Raw genomic sequence first — 15,933 nt, 5'->3', positions numbered from 1 at the left:
CTCCGGCACTCGTTCCCGGCCAATCCAAGAAAGTGCTTTCGGCGCCGCAACCTTGCGCAGGGGTCACTCGTTGCGCGACTATCTCGGGACGTTCTGCACGTGCATCCGCACGGCGAGGGGGTGTGGTGACCGAAGTGGCGCCGGCGGTGGCCGGGACGACGGACGTCCCGAGCGACGCGGCCTTGATCGCAGCGGTCCGTGGTGGCGACATCGCGGCCTACGGCGAGCTCTACGACCGGCACCTCGTCGCCGCCCGCCGGGTGGCGGCCGCGATCGCGGCCGACCAGGCGGAGCGGGACGACCTGATCGCCGAAGGCTTCACCCGCGTACTCCGGATTCTGCGGTCTGGCGAGGGTCCGGACGAGGATTTCCGGCCGTACCTGCTGACCACCATCCGGAACACGATGATCAGCTGGCGGCGGCGCGACTCGGCCGTCTCACTGGTGGCCGAGGTCCCGGACGTCCTGCCGGGTGCGGGAAGTGACGAACCGGTGGGCAGCCGGATGCACGCCACGGTCGCCGCGGACGCGTTCGCGAGCCTGCCCGAGCGGTGGCGGACGGTGCTGTGGCGGACCGAGATCGACGGCGAATCGCCCGCCCGGATCGCCGAGGACCTCGGGATGACGCCGAACGGGGTGGCCGCGCTGGCCTACCGCGCCCGGGAGGGCCTGCGCCAGGCCTACCTGGACCAGCACGTTCCCGAGGCGCGGCGACGCACCTGCCGGAACATCTCGGGGCAGCTGGCCCGGTGGGTGCGCGACGGCATCTCCGACCACAAGGCGCACCGGATCGCCGCCCACCTCGAGCGCTGCCCGGAGTGCCGGGAGCTGGCCGACGGGCTCCGCCAGCTCAACCAGGAACTGCCCGCCACGGTGGCCCCGCTCATCCTGGGCATCCCGATCGTCTCGCAGTGGCTGTCCACCAGCGGCTCGATCGCCACCTCCGGTGCCGCCGCCGGCGCCACCGGCACCGGCGCCTCGGTCCTGTCGTGGGCCACGGCGGCGAAGGTCGCCGCCGCGGGCGCGGCCCTGGTCACGACGGTGACGATCGGCGCGGCCACGTCCGGTGACGCGCCGCCGCCGCTGTCCGGCCGCCAGGGCACGACGACCCAGCCCGCGGGGACCGGGCCGCAGGCCGGCTCCCGTGCCGGAATCCCGCCGGACGGCGTCGTGCCGACGTCGGACGCGCCGGGGACGGCGCCCGGCGTCCCGGGTGGGGAGCCGACCGGCGCGCAGCCGGCGGGCGAGTCGCCCGGAGCCGGGGCGCCCGGGCAGACCGGAGCAGCGGGCAACGGCAACGCCGGCACCAACGGCAACGTCGGTACCACCGGCAACAACGGCAACAACGGCAACGGCAACGGCAACAACGGCAACGGGGTCGGCAACAACCCGGACAAGGAAGCCGCGAAGGCGTCCAAAGAAGCGGCCAAGGAGTCGTCCAAGGCCGCGAAGGAATCATCGAAAGCGTCGAAGAAGGCCGAGAAGACGAAGACCCCCGGGGAGTGACCCGGCGCCGCTCGGCGCCGGGCCACCCCGCTCAGCAGGGCTGCAGCAGCCAGCAGAGCCGGTAGTTCGCCTGGTAGGTGGCTCCCGTGGCCGGCGCGACGACGTTCTGCGTCCGCGCCCCGCCGTGGGCCCAGCCGGTGAAGGCGTACTTCAGGTTCAGCGGGGGCAGGTTCTGCGGGCTGTCCGCGCTGATCGAGTTGACCGACCCGGCGATCACCGTCCGGGAGAACGGCGTGCGCTGCTGCGTCCCGCCGACGGTGAGCATCGCCTGGCTGGGGTTCGAGGTGAAGTTCAGCGTCACCGTCTTCGGCTGGAGGTCGATCGTCTTGGCCGCCGTGCGGCCCGTCGAGTCCGTGGCGGTCAGCGTCAGCTGCAGGTAGGACGGGTATTCGTGGTCCGGTGCGACGAACGACCCCGCGGCGACGCCGGGGAAGTCCTGCACGTTGTGGGTGTGGCAGGTGCCGTTGGCCGCGCAGTGCCGGATGGCCAGCCGCCACGACAGCGCCGAGGGCGGCAGCTCGCCGTCCTGGGCGTCGACGGCGCGGCCGGAGAAGGCCACCGTCTGCCCGACAGACCAGGTCAGCGTGGCGGCCGGGGTGTCGATGACCGGCACGGGATCGAGCCCGGCCGGGGTCCCGACGGTCACCCGGACCGTCGTGGCCGCCGAAGCGCCGTGGGAGTCGGTCACCCGCAGCCCGGCGTCGACCGTCGCCGCGGAGGTGTAGGTCCAGGTCGGCCGCGCGGCCGTGGCGTCGTCGTAGGCGCCGTCCGCGTCCAGGTCCCAGGCGTAGGAGAGCGGGTCACCGGCGTCCGGGTCGGTGGAGCCGGTGCCGTCGAACTGCACGGTCAGCGGGGCCGGCCCGCTGGACGGCGTCGCCGTGGCCACGGCGACCGGCGGCCGGTTGGCACCGCCCGCGTAACCGACCCGGCGCAGTTCGCCGGCGCCCAGCGCGACGTAGAACAGGTCGCCGCCGGGACCGGTGAGCACCTGCACCGGCGTGTTGACGCCGGTCACGAACGGCACCAGCTTGCTGGGACTGGGCTGGCCGGAGACGGTCTGCATCGCCCAGATGCAGCCGCGGGAGGAGTCGGCGAAGAACAGCGCGCCGGCGTACTCGGCGGGGTAGTTGCTGCCGGACTCGAAGGCGATCCCGCTGATCGAGGAGCCCCCGGTCGGACACGGGTCGGTCGCCACCACCTTGGCGCTGTGGTTGTAGGCGTAGTACGGCGCGGTCTGCCCGCCCGCCGAGTACAGCGATTCGCAGCGGTCGAGGTTCGCGCCGTCGTAGCCGGCCTGCCGGGCGGTGCCTTCGAAGCAGGGCCAGCCGAAGTTCTCCGCCACGGCGTCGCCGGCGTTCGCGACGCGGTTGATCTCTTCCCAGGTGTTCCAGCCGACGTCACCGGCCCACAGTTCGCCGGTGCCCGGCCGGAACCCGAAGCGGAACTGGTTGCGCGAGCCGTAGGCGATGACGCGCCGGGCGTTGGCGTCGGTGCTGCTCGCGAACGGGTTGCCGGGCAGGCCGTCGCCGGTGTCGGGGTCGATGCGCAGCAGCGTGCCGTTGAGCAGCACGGGCTGCCCGGCGGGGCGGCGCGGCGACTGCGAGCGCAGCGCGCCGCCTTCCGCCGACGGCGGCGTGAGGTTCGTGCCGGCGGGGGACGGCGGGTCGGCGCAGGGGTTGCCGACCTGGCCGTAGTCGGCGAAGTTGAAGCTGGCGCCGTCGCCGCCGCCCGCGTACAGGGCGCCGTCCGGGCCGAAGGCCAGCGAGCCGATGGAATGGCTGGGGTACTGCTGGCACCAGCCGGTGACCAGGGGTTTCTCGCTCACGGCCGTCCCAGCCGGGCCCATGGTGAGCTGGGAGACGCGGCCGGTCACGACGCAGCCGGAGTCGGTCGCGCCCGGCGGCGTCGGGCAGGTGTCGCCCCACTGCGGCGCGGTCCCGCCCGGGAGGGCGTCGAGGGTGTAGGAGACGTAGACGTACGGCCGGGTGGGGAAGGTCGGGTCGACCGCCAGTCCGAGCAGGCCGCGGTCCCAGAAGTCCTGGGTCGGCGTGCGCAGGTCGGCGAACACGGTCGCCGTCGGGTCGGCGAGGGAGTCGAACACCTTGACCAGGCCGCTCTTCTCCGCGACGAACACCCGCCCGTCGGGGGCGAACGCGGCGGCGGTCGGCGAGCTGAGGCCGCCGATGGCGACCGTGTCGGTGAAGCCCGCGGGCACGGCGGCGGCGGGCGCCGCGGCGGCGACGGCCACCGCGAGGGCACCGGCGAGGGGCACGACCACCCCCGCCGCCAGTGCGCGTCTTGATCTTCGCGGGACCAGGGAACGACGGGAACCCATCACGAACTCCTCCTGCGGCGGGGACCGGACTGGCGCGGACGCCGTCCGGTTAGGCGCGCGGGGCGGGAAAGTCGTTACGTCGCAGACAGGAATGTGCACGAACAGCTCAATCCCTTTGACGGTCAACGACTCGACCGCGGCGGACCGGGCCCTGACCGACCTGGCCGCGGACCGGGTGAACGGTGCGGCGGGTGTGATTCCCGCGGTACAAGAGCCGTACAAGGCCGGTGTACGGAATTTGGATCACCGGCTGGCGTACTGCTCCCATGCGAACTCCGAAAGTGATCCTGCTCGCGCTGGCCGTGGCGGCCGGCGCGCTGGCGCTGCCCGGGACGGCCAGTGCCGCCTACAGCGACCCGCTGACGACGACGGCCAAGCAGAGCCTCGTGTGGCACGCGACGCCGGCCGCCGCGCTGACCGCGCTGGACGGCGCACTGCCGAATGTCAGCCTCAACACCGTCGTCAACGACCCCAGCTACGACATGACCGGCTGTACCGCCGCGGAGAAGGCTTCGTTGCCGAAGGCGCCGGTGGCCACGAAGTCGATGTGCTGGGACGCCGACCGGGCCGGGACGACGACGTGGAGCCCCCAGGGCATCACCACCTCCGGTGACGCCGACGACGACGGCAAGTGGGGCGACGACAAGATCATCCTGTCCGGCTGGCACGGCACCGACGCGCTCGGCCGGTACAACGACGCGCGGATCCAGGCGATCAACTACAACGACCCCGCTTCGCCGTCGTACCGGATGCTGTACCTGGCCGTGCCGAACAGCACCGGCACCAGCTTCTCCGCGGCGCAGGCCCACATGGGCGGGATGGCCTGGTACGGCGACAAGATCTACGTGACGGCCGAAGGCAGCACGTCGACCGCCATCCGGGTCTTCAGCACCAAGCACATCCTCCAGATGACCGACACGACGTCGAACTCCATCGGCAGAACCTCGGGCGGGTACGCCGCCTACACCTACAAGTACGCGATGATGCAGGTCGGGTACTACACCTACGCGGGCGGCACCTGCACCATGGAGTCCGACACGGCAGTGCCGTGCTTCTCGTCGATGTCGCTGGACCGCAGCACCACCCCGGCCACGGTCGTGACGACCGAGTACTTCTCCGACCAGAGCCTCCACGGCCGCCTCTACCGCTACCCGATCGGCACGGACTACCTGCTGTCGGCGTCGTCGGGCACGGTGGCCGCCACCGAGGCGCTGCGCAGCTCGGTGGGCAACATGCAGGGCGTGCTGTCCAACAACGGCAAGTACTACGTCGCCCACAGCTCGGCGACGATCAACGGCCAGCTCTGGACCCAGACGACGGCGAAGAGCAGCTCGGCCACCTGCGGCACCGGCACGACGGCCTGCTGGGCGGTCCACCCGGAGGCCCTGACCTACGACTGGTCGACCGGCCTGGTGTGGTCCCAGTCGGAGTGGTCGACGGCCGACTGCACGGCGAAGAGCCAGGTGTGCGGACGCGCGGTTTTCGCGGTTCCGCTGTCCTCGCTGGCCTCGTGAACTGAGCACGCGGTGCGAAGGCCGCCTCGGGAATCCCGGGGCGGCCTTCCGGCGTACGCCCTCAGGCGCCGGGGTGGCCGCAGGCGTAGACGTTCGCCGAGGCCAGCGTCACGCAGGCCGGGCAGGTGTTGACCGGCCGCTCCCGGCGGCCGTAGTACGGGTGGCGGGCGCCGCACAGGGCCGTGATGACGTCCCCCGGGTGCGGAGCCGGGTGGCACCGGGGACAGTAGGCGTGCGCGGCGCGTTCGACGTCGGCGCTCATGTCACCCGGGTACCCCCGGCGGCGGCGCGTCAACCCGCCGCCACGCCCACACCGGCCGGCCGCCGGTGAAGCACCAGATCGCGATCACCGGGTCGCAGATGGCGCAGCCGAACGACGAGTCGTGGGCGAACGGCAGGATCGGCTGGCCCTTGAGGTGGTGGACGATGTCCCAGCCGGTGTGCAACAGCCAGCCGAGGCCGATGAACGTCCACGAGTCGAGCCCGCGGAACGCCACGTACGTCAGAACCGCGCAGAACGCCACCTCCCACGGCCCGAGCGCACCCCCGGAGAGGTAGGCCGCGCCGGCGCCGCCCACCAGCACGGCGTTGAACCGCCGGCGGTGCCGGTCGGGGATCAGGGAGCTGAGCAGGACGTAGACGAGGCCGATGAGGATCGGCGCCAGGATCGCGATCACGCGGTCGACGTTAGGAACGGGCCGCGCGGGCAGCCAGTGGCTCGATGGCCAGGGGCCGCCGGAATCTCGCCAGGGGCGCCCGACGTCACCATCGAACCCACCCGTGCTCAGACGGACGACACGCGTGCTCAGCCGGACGACACGTGTGTCCAGGCGGACGACACGCGTACCTGGCCGGACGACACGCGTGCTCAGGCGGACGACACGGGGATCGGGCTGGTGGCTGTCGTGTCGTCCGTTCAGGGACGCGTGTCGTCCGGTGGGGTACGCGTGTCGTCCGGCTGGGTTCGTTCGGGCGGATGGATCGGGCGGGCCGAGTTCGTCGTCGCGGACGAACGGCGGCGGGGGAAATCCTCCTAACGTCACCTCGATCGGCGGTGACGAGGAGGCGGCGGGTGCGGACACTGTTGCGGGGCGGCCGGGTCGTAGACCCGGGGACCGGGTTCGACGGCGTCGCCGACGTGCTCCTGTCCGAGGCCGGGATCGAGGCCGTCGGCACCGGGCTGACCGACGGCGCCACCGAGGACGGCGTCACCGAGGTCGACGTCAGCGGGCTCGTCGTCGGGCCCGGGTTCGTCGACCTGCACAGCCACGTGCACTCCGTCGCCGGGCAGCGGCTGCAGGCGATGGACGGCGTCACCACCGCGCTCGACCTCGAAGCCGGCCTGATGCCCGTCGAGCGGGCCTACGCCGAAGCCGCCGCGGCCGGGCGGCCGCTGCACTACGGCTTCTCCGCCTCCTGGGGCGCCGCCCGGGCGCAGGTGCTGGCCGGGATCGCGCCCGACGCGAACATCGACAGCGGTCTGGCCGTCCTGGGGAACCCGGCCTGGCAACGATCGTCGTCGCCGACGGAGCTGGCCGCCTGGCTGTCCCTTTTGGACGCCGAGCTCGCGGACGGCGCCCTGGGCATCGGCGTCCTCATGGGCTACGCGCCCCAGACCGACCCCGGGGAGTTCCTCGCCGTCGCCCACCTCGCCGCGATGGCCGGGGTGCCGACCTACACCCACGTGCGCGAGCTGGTCGAGGTCGACCCCGCGATCCCGGTCGACGGCTCGGCGGAGATCGCCGCCGCCGCGGGGGAAACCGGCGCCGCGATGCACCACTGCCACGTCAACAGCACCTCCGGTCACCACCTCGACCGCGTCCTCGCGACCCTCGACGGCGCCCGCCGCGAAGGCTCCCGCGTCACCGTCGAGGCCTACCCCTACGGCGCGGGCAGCACCGCGGTCGGCGCCGCCTTCATCGAGCCGGACCGCCTGCGGCTCAAGGGACTCCGCCCGTCCAGTGTGGTCATCCTCGAAACGGGGGAACGCGTGCGCGACGAAGCCCGCCTGCGTCAGCTGCGCCGGGACGACCCGGGCGCGCCCTGCCTGCTGGAGTTCCTCGACGAGGAGAACCCCCGCGAACGCGCGCTGCTGCACCGGGCCCTGGCCTTCCCCGACGCCGTCGTCGCCAGCGACGCGATGCCCGTCTCCTGGCCCGGTGGCCGCTCCGAGAGCACCGAGTGGCCGCTGCCGCCCGGCGGCCGGACGCACCCGCGCACCGCGGGCACCTTCGCTAAGACCCTGCGCCTGATGGTCCGCGAAACCGGCGCCTGGACCTGGCTCGAAGCCTTCCGCCGCTGTTCTTCGCTGCCCGCCCGGCTCCTCGACGACGTCGCGCCCGCCGCCCGCCGCAAGGGCCACCTGGGCGCCGGAGCGGACGCCGACATCGTCGTCCTCGACCGGGACCGGATCACCGACGCCGCCACCTACGCCGACCCCACCCGCCCCTCGGTGGGCGTCCGGCACCTGTACGTCGCCGGCGTCCCGGTGGTCGCCGACGGGAAGCTCGACACCGCCGCGCTGCCCGGCAAGCCGCTGCGGGGTGAGCCGCGGTGAGCGACCTGATCGCCGACATCGAAACGCTCGTCCGCTGCGAATCGCCCTCGGCGGACCTCGAAGCCGTCGCGCGCAGCGCCGAAGCCGTCGCCGGGGTCGGCCGCCGTCTCCTCGGAGCCGAGCCGGAGCGCCTGGTCACCGACGGGTGCACGCACCTGCGGTGGCGCTTCGGCGACGGCCCGTCGCGGGTCCTGCTGCTCGGCCACCACGACACCGTGTGGCCACTGGGCTCCCTGCGGACGCACCCCTTCGCCGTCGACGACGGCATCCTGCGCGGTCCCGGCTGTTTCGACATGAAAGCCGGCGTCGTGATGGCCCTGCACGCGGCCGCGGCCCTGCCGGACCGCACCGGCGTGGCCATCCTCGTCACCGGCGACGAGGAAATCGGCTCCCCGCTCTCCCGCGGGCTCATCGAGGAGGAGGCCCGCGGCTGCGACGCGGTGTTCGTGCTCGAAGCCTCGGCCGACGGCGGCGCGCTGAAGACCCGCCGCAAAGGCGTTTCCCGGTACTGGATCGAAGTGGACGGGCGCGCCGCGCACGCCGGTCTCGAACCCGAGAAGGGCGTCAACGCCGGGATCGAGGTGGCGCACCAGATCCTCGCGGTGGCCGCGCTCGCCGACCCGGCCCGCGGGACCACCGTCGTCCCGACCGCGCTGAGCGCCGGGACCACGACCAACACCGTGCCGGCCGCGGCGAGCGTCGCGGTCGACGCGCGGGTGTGGGACGCGGCCGAACAGGACCGCGTCGACCGGGCCGTGCGGAGCCTGACGCCGGTGCTCGCGGACGCGCGGATCCGCATCGGCGGCGGCATCAACCGGCCGCCGCTGGCCGCCGCGGCTTCGGCGGAGTTGTTCGCGCTGGCCGGCCGGCTGGCGGCCGGGCTCGGCATCGGGCCGCTCGCCCAGGCCGCGGTCGGCGGCGCGTCGGACGGCAACTTCACGGCGGGGCTGGGCGTTCCGACGCTCGACGGCCTCGGCGCGGTCGGCGGCGGGGCGCACGCCGACGACGAACACGTCGTCGTCGCGGAGCTGCCCCGGCGGACCGCGCTGCTCGCCGCGCTCACCGAAACCGTGCTGAAGCACCGGACTTCGTCCGCGCCGACGAACGCGGCCGGCCGATCCGGTGCGGGACAACGGTGACCGGCGGCGAACGTCCGGAAAGGATGGTGGGCGTGACAGAAGTCGTGACGAACACAGCCCCGCCGCTGCCGGACGAGTCGGCCGCCGCGGCGGCCGGCGCCGCGCTCGCCTCGGGCGTCCGGATCCGGACCCTGACCGAGCTCGCCGACCTGGCCGCGGTGTCGCGGCTGTTCGAGGCGATCTGGCGGCCCGCCCCGGGAAACCCGCTCGTGACAACCGAACTGCTGCGGGCGATGGTCTCGGCGGGCAACTACGTGGCCGGCGCGTTCGACGGGACCGAGCTGCTCGGTGCCTGCTTCGCGTTCTTCGGCGAACCCGCGAAGGGAGGACTGCACAGCCACATCGCCGGGGTCGCGGCGGCCGGGCACGGTCGCGGCATCGGCTTCGCGCTCAAGCTGCACCAGCGCGCGTGGGCGCTGCGCCAGGGCGTCGCGGTGATCTCCTGGACGTTCGACCCGCTGGTGCGCCGCAACGCCCACTTCAACCTGACCAAGCTCGCCGCCCGCCCGGCGCACTACCTGCCGGACTTCTACGGCCCGATGCAGGACGGCATCAACGGCACCGGCGACACCGACCGCCTCATGGTCGCCTGGGACCTGGCGAGCCCGGCCGTCCGGGCGGCCGCCGCCGGCCGGCCGGACCGGGTGGACGCCGCGGCGCTGCGGGCCGGGGGAGCCGTGGCCGCCTTGGCGGCCGGTCCGGACGGCGGGCCGGTGCCCGGCCCCGCGGACGCGCCGGTGGTGCTGGTCGCGATCCCGCCGGACATCGAGGCGCTCCGGCGCGCCGACCCGGGACGGGGACGGGCGTGGCGGGTCGCGGTGCGCGAGGTGCTGGGCGGCCTGCTCGCCGGCGGCGCCGCGGTGACCGGATTCGATCGTGCCGGGTGGTACGTGCTGACCAAGGAGCCGTCGTGAAACTCACCGGTGTGGAACTGCTCCGCGTGCGGATGCCGTTGGTGGCCCCGTTCCGGACGTCGTTCGGGACGCAGTCGGCGCGCGAGCTGCTGCTCCTGCGCGTGGTCGCCGCCGAGGGCGAAGGCTGGGGCGAGTGCGGGGCGATGGCCGGCCCGCTCTACTCGTCGGAGTACATCGACGGTGTCGAGCACGTGCTGCAGGCCTTCCTCGTGCCGGCGCTGCTGGCCGCCGGGGACGTCACCGCGCACCGCGTCGCACCGTTGCTGGCGAAGTTCAAGGGCCACCGGATGGCCAAGGCCGCGCTGGAAATGGCGGTGCTGGACGCCGAGCTGCGCGCGCACGGCCTGTCGTTCGGCGCCGCGCTTGGCTCCACAAAGGACACCGTGCCGTGCGGGGTGTCCGTCGGGATCATGGACTCGATCCCGCAGCTGCTGGACGCGGTCGGCGGCTACCTCGACGCCGGGTACCTCCGGATCAAGCTGAAGATCGAGCCCGGCTGGGACGTCGAGCCGGTGCGCGCGGTCCGCGAACGCTTCGGCGACGAAATCCTGCTGCAGGTGGACGCGAACACGGCGTACACGCTGTCCGACGTCGAGCAGCTGCGCCGACTCGACCCGTTCGGGCTGCTGCTGATCGAGCAGCCGCTGGAAGAGGAGGACGTGCTCGGCCACGCCGAGCTGGCCAAGCACCTCCGGACGCCGATCTGCCTGGACGAAACCATCGTGTCGGCGGCCTCGGCCGCGGCCGCCATCCGGCTCGGCGCCTGCCGGATCGTCAACATCAAGCCGAGCCGGGTCGGCGGCTACCTGGAGGCGCGGCGGGTGCACGACGTGTGCGCCGCCCACGGCGTCGCGGTCTGGTGCGGGGGGATGCTCGAAACCGGGCTGGGCCGGGCCGCCAACGTCGCGCTGGCGTCGCTGCCCGGGTTCACCCTGCCCGGCGACACCTCGGCGTCGGACCGGTTCTACCGCACCGACATCACCGAGCCGTTCGTGCTCGAGGCCGGGCGGCTGCCCGTGCCGGCCGGGCCCGGGCTCGGCGTCACCCCGATCCCCGAGCGGCTGGCCGAGGTGACCACCGCGAAGTCCTGGCTCGCTTAGCGAAACGAGAGGTCCCCATGCCGAAACTCCGCGAACTCTCCGCCTGGCTGCGGACCCGCCTGCCCGCCCTGCTGGCCGAGCACCGGGTGCCCGGCGCCGCCGTCGCCGTCTACGCCGGCGGTGAGATCGTCGACCACGCCGCCGGGGTGCTCAACACGGGCACCGGCGTCGAGGCGGACGCCGATTCGCTGTTCCAGATCGGCTCGATCACCAAGGTCTGGACGGCCACCCTCGTCATGCAGCTCGTCGACGACGGCGTCCTCGACCTCGACCAGCCGGTCCGGAAGTACCTGCCGGAGTTCGTCCTCGCCGACGAGGACGCGGCCGCGCGGATCACCGTCCGGCAGCTGCTGACCCACACCGCCGGCTTCGAAGGGGACATCTTCACCGACACCGGCCGCGGCGCCGACTGCGTCGAGAAGTACGTGGCGACCCTCGGCGACGTGCCCCAGCTGTTCGCCCCCGGCGAGATGTTCTCCTACAACAACGCCGCGTTCTGCGTGCTCGGCCGGCTCGTGGAAGTGCTGCGGGACAAGGAATACGGCGCTTGCCTGCAGGATCACCTGTTCGCGCCGCTCGGCCTGACCCACGCGGCTCCGAGCCCGTACGAGGCGATCCGGTTCCGCGCCGCGCTCGGGCACCTGAGCCCGTCGCCGGACGCCGACCCGGAGCCCGCGGGCTTCTGGGCGCTGGCGCCGTCCAACGCTCCGGCCGGTTCGATGCTCGCGATGCGCGCGCGGGACCTCGTCACCTTCGCCGCCATGCACCTGAACGACGGTGCAGGCTCCGACGGCACCCGCGTGCTGAGCGCGGACAGCGCCCGCGCGATGCGGCAACGCCTGGTGGAGCTGCCCGACCTCGGCCTGTTCGGCGACGCGTGGGGCCTCGGCTGGTCGCTGTTCGACGGGGCGGGCGGGGCGGGTGGGACGGTCGTCGGCCACGACGGCACCACGATCGGCCAGTCCGCGTTCCTGCGCGTGGCCCCCGAGCACGGCGTCGCGGTGGCCCTGCTGACCAACGGCGGCGACCCGATCGCCGTCTACGCCGAGGTCGTCGGGCACCTCCTGCGCGAGCTGACCGGCATCGAACTGGCCGCGCCGCCGGTGCCGGACCCGGCCGCCCCGCGCGTCGACGCCTCGCGGTACGTGGGCGAGTACTCGTCCTCGGTGGCGGACATCGTGGTCAGCCAGGACGCCGACGGCCGGGTCTGGGTCGAGCGCGTCCCGAAGGGCATCTTCGCCGAGCTGGCCGAGCCGCAGAAGACCGAGCTGGTCGCGATGAACGGCGACACGCTGATCCTGGCCGAGCCGATGCAGGGCATGTACATCCCGCACGCCTTCGTCGGGGACGACGGCACCGGCCGCGCGCTGTACCTGCACACCGGCCGCGCCGACCGGCGGGTGCGCGCGTGAGCACGGTCGAGGCGGCGATCGCCGCGGTCTTCGCCGAAGCGGACGCGCGCGGGTTCCTGCACGCGCGGGAGATCGGCGGCGGGCCGGAAGTGGCCGTCGGCGCGGACGATCCGGTGGTGCTGGCCTCGGTGTTCAAGATCCCGGTCGCGGTCGCCTACGCGCGGGAGGTGGCCGCGGGACGGCTGGACGAGACCGCCCGCGCCCGCGTCGGGTCGCGCTACCGCATCGGCGGCGTCGGCACCGCGGGCTGCGCCGACGACGTCGAGATGAGCTGGCGCGACCTCGCGCTGTTCATGCTGACGATGAGCGACAACGCCGCCACCGACGTCATCTACCACCGGATCGGGCAGGCGGCCGTCGACCGGCTGCTGGCCGGCCTCGGCCTGGGCCGCACCCGGCTGGCCGGCTGCTGCGAGGACCTGTTCGCCTCCGTGCTGGCCGATGCCGGGGCGTCCGAGGACGCCGACATCGACGCCGTGTTCGCGGACATGACTCCCGAGCAGACGTGGAAGCTCGCGGTGCTGGACCCCGAGCGCACGACGTCGTCGACACCGAGGGAAATCACCGAGCTGCTCGACGCGGTGTGGACCGACCGGGCCGGCGAGGCGGCGGCGTGCGAGCAGGTCCGCTCGATGATGGCACGGCAGATCTGGCCGCACCGGCTGTCGTCCGGGTTCCCCGCGGAGGTCGCCGTCGCGGCCAAGACCGGCACCCTGCCCGCGGTCCGCAACGAAGCCGGCGTCGTCACCTACCCGGACGGCCGCCGCTTCGCCGTCGCCGTCTTCACCCGCGCGAACTCCCTGGCCGAACGGCAACCCGCCATCGACGCGGCGATCGGCAAGGCCGGCCGCCTCGCCGTGGACCACCTGCGGAAGGAAAACCCATGACTCACCCCCGGACAGCGGTGGTCCTGCTCGGCGCGCTCGCCCTCACGGCGACGGCCTGCGGGGGACCGGGTGACACCGGCGCGGCCGGCGGCGGCACGCTCGCCGACGGCAAGACCTTCACCCTCGGGATCGCCTCCGACCCCGGCAACCTCGACCCGCACATGTCGGTGCTGGCCGTGACCGGCCAGGTCGACCGGTTCCTCTACGACCCCCTGCTCGAACTGACCGCCGACGGCAAGCCGCTGCCCGCGCTCGCCGAGAAGTGGGACGCCACGGCGACGACGGCGTCGTTCACCCTGCGCCCCGGGATCACCTGCGCGGACGGCACGCCGCTGACCGCCAAGGACGTCGCCGCGAACATCGGGTTCGTCGGCGACCCGGCGAACAAGTCGCCGTTCGCCGGCCTGACCGTCGCGCCGGGCACCAAGGCCACGGCCGACGAAGCCACCCGCACGATCGCCGTCACCAGCGGCGCGCCCGACGCGTTCCTGCTCCGCAACGTCGGCGGGCTGCCGATCGTCTGCGGCGCGGGCCTGGCCGACCGGAAGCTGCTGGCCAAGGGCGGCAGCGGGACCGGCATGTTCGCCGTCTCCGAGATCGTGCCGAACGACCACTACACGTTCACCCGCCGCAAGGACTACACCTGGGGACCGGGGGACTGGAAAGCGCAGCAGCCCGGCCTGCCGGACAAGGTCGTCGCCCGGGTCGTCCAGAACACCTCGACGGCGGCGAACCTGCTGCTGTCCGGCGAGCTCAACGCGAGCCAGATCAACGGCCCGGACCGCCAGCGGCTCGACGGGCGGAAGCTCTTCCACGCCGACTTCACCGCGCCGCTCGGGGAGATCTTCTACAACCAGGCCACCGGACGCCCCGGCCAGGACGAGGCCGTGCGGCGCGCGCTGACCCAGGCGCTCGACCTCGCGCAGCTCGGCAAGGTGCTGACCAACGGCACCGGCAAGCCGTCGCAGAGCCTGGTCACCGCCGAACCGAAGGCGTGCTCCGGCGACACCGTCACCGGCCACCTGCCGAACCACGACCCCGCGGCGGCCGGGTCCGCTTTGGACGGTGCAGGCTGGAAGGCGGGCCCGGACGGCGTGCGCGTCAAGGGCGGCAAGCGGCTGACGCTCACCGTCCTCTACGGCACCCAGCTCGGCCCGACCATGGCGCCCACCGCCGAACTGGTCCAGCAGACGTGGAAGTCGCTCGGCGCCGAGGTCACGCTCAAGGCCGTCGACAGCCCCGGGCTGTCCCAGGTGCTGTTCGGCACCGGTGAGTGGGAGGTGTCGCTCGGCCCGCTCGGGCTCACCCTGCCCAGCCAGCTGGTGCCGTTCGTGTCCGGCCCGGTGGCGCCCGACGGGACCAACTTCGGCCACATCGCCAACCCCGAGTACGACCGGAGCGTGAAGCAGGCCGCCGCGATGAGCGGTCCCGCCAGCTGCCCGGCCTGGGAGGCGGCCGAGACCGCCCTGGTCAAGCGCGTCGACGTGGTGCCCTACATCGACTCCGTGGTGCCGTTCTACGCGAGCGGTTCCCGGTTCGACGTCAGCCAGGGCAGCGTCACGCCGTCGTCGATCCGGATGTACGCGCGATGACGACGGCGGCGGCGCCCGCGCGGCTGCGGGGCGGACCGTGGCCGGCGTTCGCCGCGCGGCGGCTGACCCGGTTCGCGGTCTCGCTGTGGGCACTGCTCACCGCGGCGTTCCTGATGATCCACCTGGTACCCGGTGATCCCGTGCGGGCCGCGCTCGGCATGACCGCGCCGGCCGACCTGGTGCGGGCGAAGCGGCTGGAGCTCGGCCTGGACGACCCGCTCTGGGTGCAGTACGGGCACTACCTGCGCGGCCTGGTCACCGGCGACCTCGGGACGTCGATGGCGAGCGGGCAGCCCGTCACGCAGGTGATCGGCGACCGGCTGCCGGCGACGCTGCAGCTGGCGATCCCGGCGTTCGCGGTCGTGGTGGCCGTCGCCGTCCCGGCCGGGGTGGTCTTCGCGGTGCTGACCCGCGGCGGCCGCCGCCGGGGCAGCGAGCTGGCGTTCACGTCGGTGAGCGTCTTCCTCGGCGCCATCCCGGAGTTCCTGGTCGCGGTCGCGCTGGTGGCGCTGTTCGCGGTCGGCCTCGGCTGGTTCCCGGTGGCCGGCGGCGACGACGCGAGCGCGTACGTGCTGCCGGTCGCGGCCCTGGCGGCCGGGCCGGCGGCGGTGCTCGCGCGGATGCTCCGGGTCGAGCTCCTCTCGGTGCTGGGCGCCGACTTCGTCCGCACCGCCCGGGCCAAGCGGCTGCCCGCGCGGCTGGTCTACCTCCGGCACGCACTGCCGAACGCGCTGACCGCGACGCTGACCCTGGGCGGGCTGCTGCTGACCGGGCTGGTCGCGGGCACGGTGCTGGTGGAGAACGTGTTCGCCTGGCCCGGCCTCGGCTCGACGATCGTGCAGTCGATCCTGCAGAAGGATTACCCGCTGGTCCAGGGGATCGTGCTCGTCTACGGCGCCGGCGTGCTGCTGGTGAACCTGCTGGTCGACGTCGTGCTCGGGCTGCTCGACCCGCGCTCGGCCATTCGGGAGGCGTGAG

General features: G+C 73.5%; 13 protein-coding genes. 10 read left to right on the top strand and 3 right to left on the bottom strand.

Annotation, left to right across the window (positions count from 1 at the left end; genetic code table 11):
- The first annotated feature begins 125 nt into the window (after positions 1 to 125).
- Positions 126 to 1,505, top strand: coding sequence for a sigma-70 family RNA polymerase sigma factor (locus DV20_RS36070; protein ID WP_235191088.1), 1,380 nt, complete (start codon positions 126 to 128; stop codon positions 1,503 to 1,505).
- A gap of 31 nt (positions 1,506 to 1,536) precedes the next feature.
- On the opposite strand, the gene DV20_RS36065 is transcribed toward DV20_RS36070, so the two are convergent.
- Entirely contained in the window at positions 1,537 to 3,840 is a 2,304-nt protein-coding gene (locus DV20_RS36065) for a PQQ-dependent sugar dehydrogenase (RefSeq protein ID WP_235191087.1), read from the bottom strand.
- A gap of 266 nt (positions 3,841 to 4,106) precedes the next feature.
- On the opposite strand from DV20_RS36065, the gene DV20_RS36060 reads away from it, so the two are divergent.
- A complete protein-coding gene (locus DV20_RS36060; RefSeq protein ID WP_235191086.1) occupies positions 4,107 to 5,354 on the top strand; it encodes a hypothetical protein in 1,248 nt (415 codons plus the stop codon).
- Between the two features lie 61 nt (positions 5,355 to 5,415).
- On the opposite strand, the gene DV20_RS36055 is transcribed toward DV20_RS36060, so the two are convergent.
- On the bottom strand, positions 5,416 to 5,616 hold the full coding sequence (locus tag DV20_RS36055) for a hypothetical protein (RefSeq protein WP_043787829.1): 201 nt from the start codon (positions 5,614 to 5,616) through the stop codon (positions 5,416 to 5,418).
- A 1-nt stretch (position 5,617) separates the two neighbouring features.
- Positions 5,618 to 6,031 (bottom strand): DUF6010 family protein, encoded by a 414-nt coding sequence (locus DV20_RS36050; RefSeq protein ID WP_043787828.1) that lies wholly within the window; start codon positions 6,029 to 6,031, stop codon positions 5,618 to 5,620.
- Between the two features lie 395 nt (positions 6,032 to 6,426).
- Between DV20_RS36050 and DV20_RS36045 the strand changes: the two genes are divergently transcribed.
- From DV20_RS36045 to DV20_RS36010, 8 genes are read left to right on the top strand one after another with little or no spacing between them, the layout of a single operon-like run.
- Positions 6,427 to 7,911 carry an amidohydrolase family protein gene (locus DV20_RS36045; RefSeq protein ID WP_043787827.1) on the top strand — a complete coding sequence of 495 codons (1,485 nt, stop codon included), beginning with the start codon at positions 6,427 to 6,429 and terminating at the stop codon, positions 7,909 to 7,911.
- The gene (locus DV20_RS36040) at positions 7,908 to 9,050 is read left to right on the top strand and encodes a M20 family metallopeptidase (protein WP_200876567.1); all 1,143 of its coding nucleotides are present in this window, start codon (positions 7,908 to 7,910) and stop codon (positions 9,048 to 9,050) included. Before DV20_RS36045 ends, DV20_RS36040 begins: the two co-directional genes overlap by 4 nt.
- 32 nt (positions 9,051 to 9,082) lie before the next feature.
- Positions 9,083 to 9,964 carry a hypothetical protein gene (locus DV20_RS36035; RefSeq protein WP_043787970.1) on the top strand — a complete coding sequence of 294 codons (882 nt, stop codon included), beginning with the start codon at positions 9,083 to 9,085 and terminating at the stop codon, positions 9,962 to 9,964.
- On the top strand, positions 9,961 to 11,064 hold the full coding sequence (gene menC / locus DV20_RS36030) for an o-succinylbenzoate synthase (RefSeq protein ID WP_043787826.1): 1,104 nt from the start codon (positions 9,961 to 9,963) through the stop codon (positions 11,062 to 11,064). The genes DV20_RS36035 and menC overlap by 4 nt, the downstream gene beginning before the upstream one ends.
- Positions 11,065 to 11,081: 17 nt before the next feature.
- Positions 11,082 to 12,476, top strand: a complete 1,395-nt coding sequence (locus DV20_RS36025; RefSeq protein WP_043787824.1) for a serine hydrolase domain-containing protein — start codon at positions 11,082 to 11,084, stop codon at positions 12,474 to 12,476.
- Positions 12,473 to 13,363, top strand: a complete 891-nt coding sequence (locus DV20_RS36020; protein WP_043787823.1) for a serine hydrolase — start codon at positions 12,473 to 12,475, stop codon at positions 13,361 to 13,363. The genes DV20_RS36025 and DV20_RS36020 overlap by 4 nt, the downstream gene beginning before the upstream one ends.
- A complete protein-coding gene (locus DV20_RS36015) occupies positions 13,360 to 14,955 on the top strand; it encodes an ABC transporter substrate-binding protein (RefSeq protein ID WP_043787821.1) in 1,596 nt (531 codons plus the stop codon). The genes DV20_RS36020 and DV20_RS36015 overlap by 4 nt, the downstream gene beginning before the upstream one ends.
- On the top strand, positions 14,952 to 15,932 hold the full coding sequence (locus tag DV20_RS36010) for an ABC transporter permease (RefSeq protein WP_043787820.1): 981 nt from the start codon (positions 14,952 to 14,954) through the stop codon (positions 15,930 to 15,932). Before DV20_RS36015 ends, DV20_RS36010 begins: the two co-directional genes overlap by 4 nt.
- The last annotated feature ends 1 nt before the right edge of the window (position 15,933 follow it).

Source organism: Amycolatopsis rifamycinica, assembly GCF_000695625.1.
GTDB classification, from domain to species: domain Bacteria; phylum Actinomycetota; class Actinomycetes; order Mycobacteriales; family Pseudonocardiaceae; genus Amycolatopsis; species Amycolatopsis rifamycinica.
This window is presented reverse-complemented; position numbering and strand designations above follow the sequence as displayed.

Coding starts and splice junctions, on each gene's coding strand:
- DV20_RS36055 (WP_043787829.1), bottom strand. CDS start 5,616: ATGAGCGCCGACGTCGAACGCGCCGCGCACGCCTACTGTCCCCGGTGC.
- DV20_RS36065 (WP_235191087.1), bottom strand. CDS start 3,840: ATGGGTTCCCGTCGTTCCCTGGTCCCGCGAAGATCAAGACGCGCACTG.
- DV20_RS36010 (WP_043787820.1), top strand. CDS start 14,952: ATGACGACGGCGGCGGCGCCCGCGCGGCTGCGGGGCGGACCGTGGCCG.
- DV20_RS36015 (WP_043787821.1), top strand. CDS start 13,360: ATGACTCACCCCCGGACAGCGGTGGTCCTGCTCGGCGCGCTCGCCCTC.
- DV20_RS36025 (WP_043787824.1), top strand. CDS start 11,082: ATGCCGAAACTCCGCGAACTCTCCGCCTGGCTGCGGACCCGCCTGCCC.
- DV20_RS36060 (WP_235191086.1), top strand. CDS start 4,107: ATGCGAACTCCGAAAGTGATCCTGCTCGCGCTGGCCGTGGCGGCCGGC.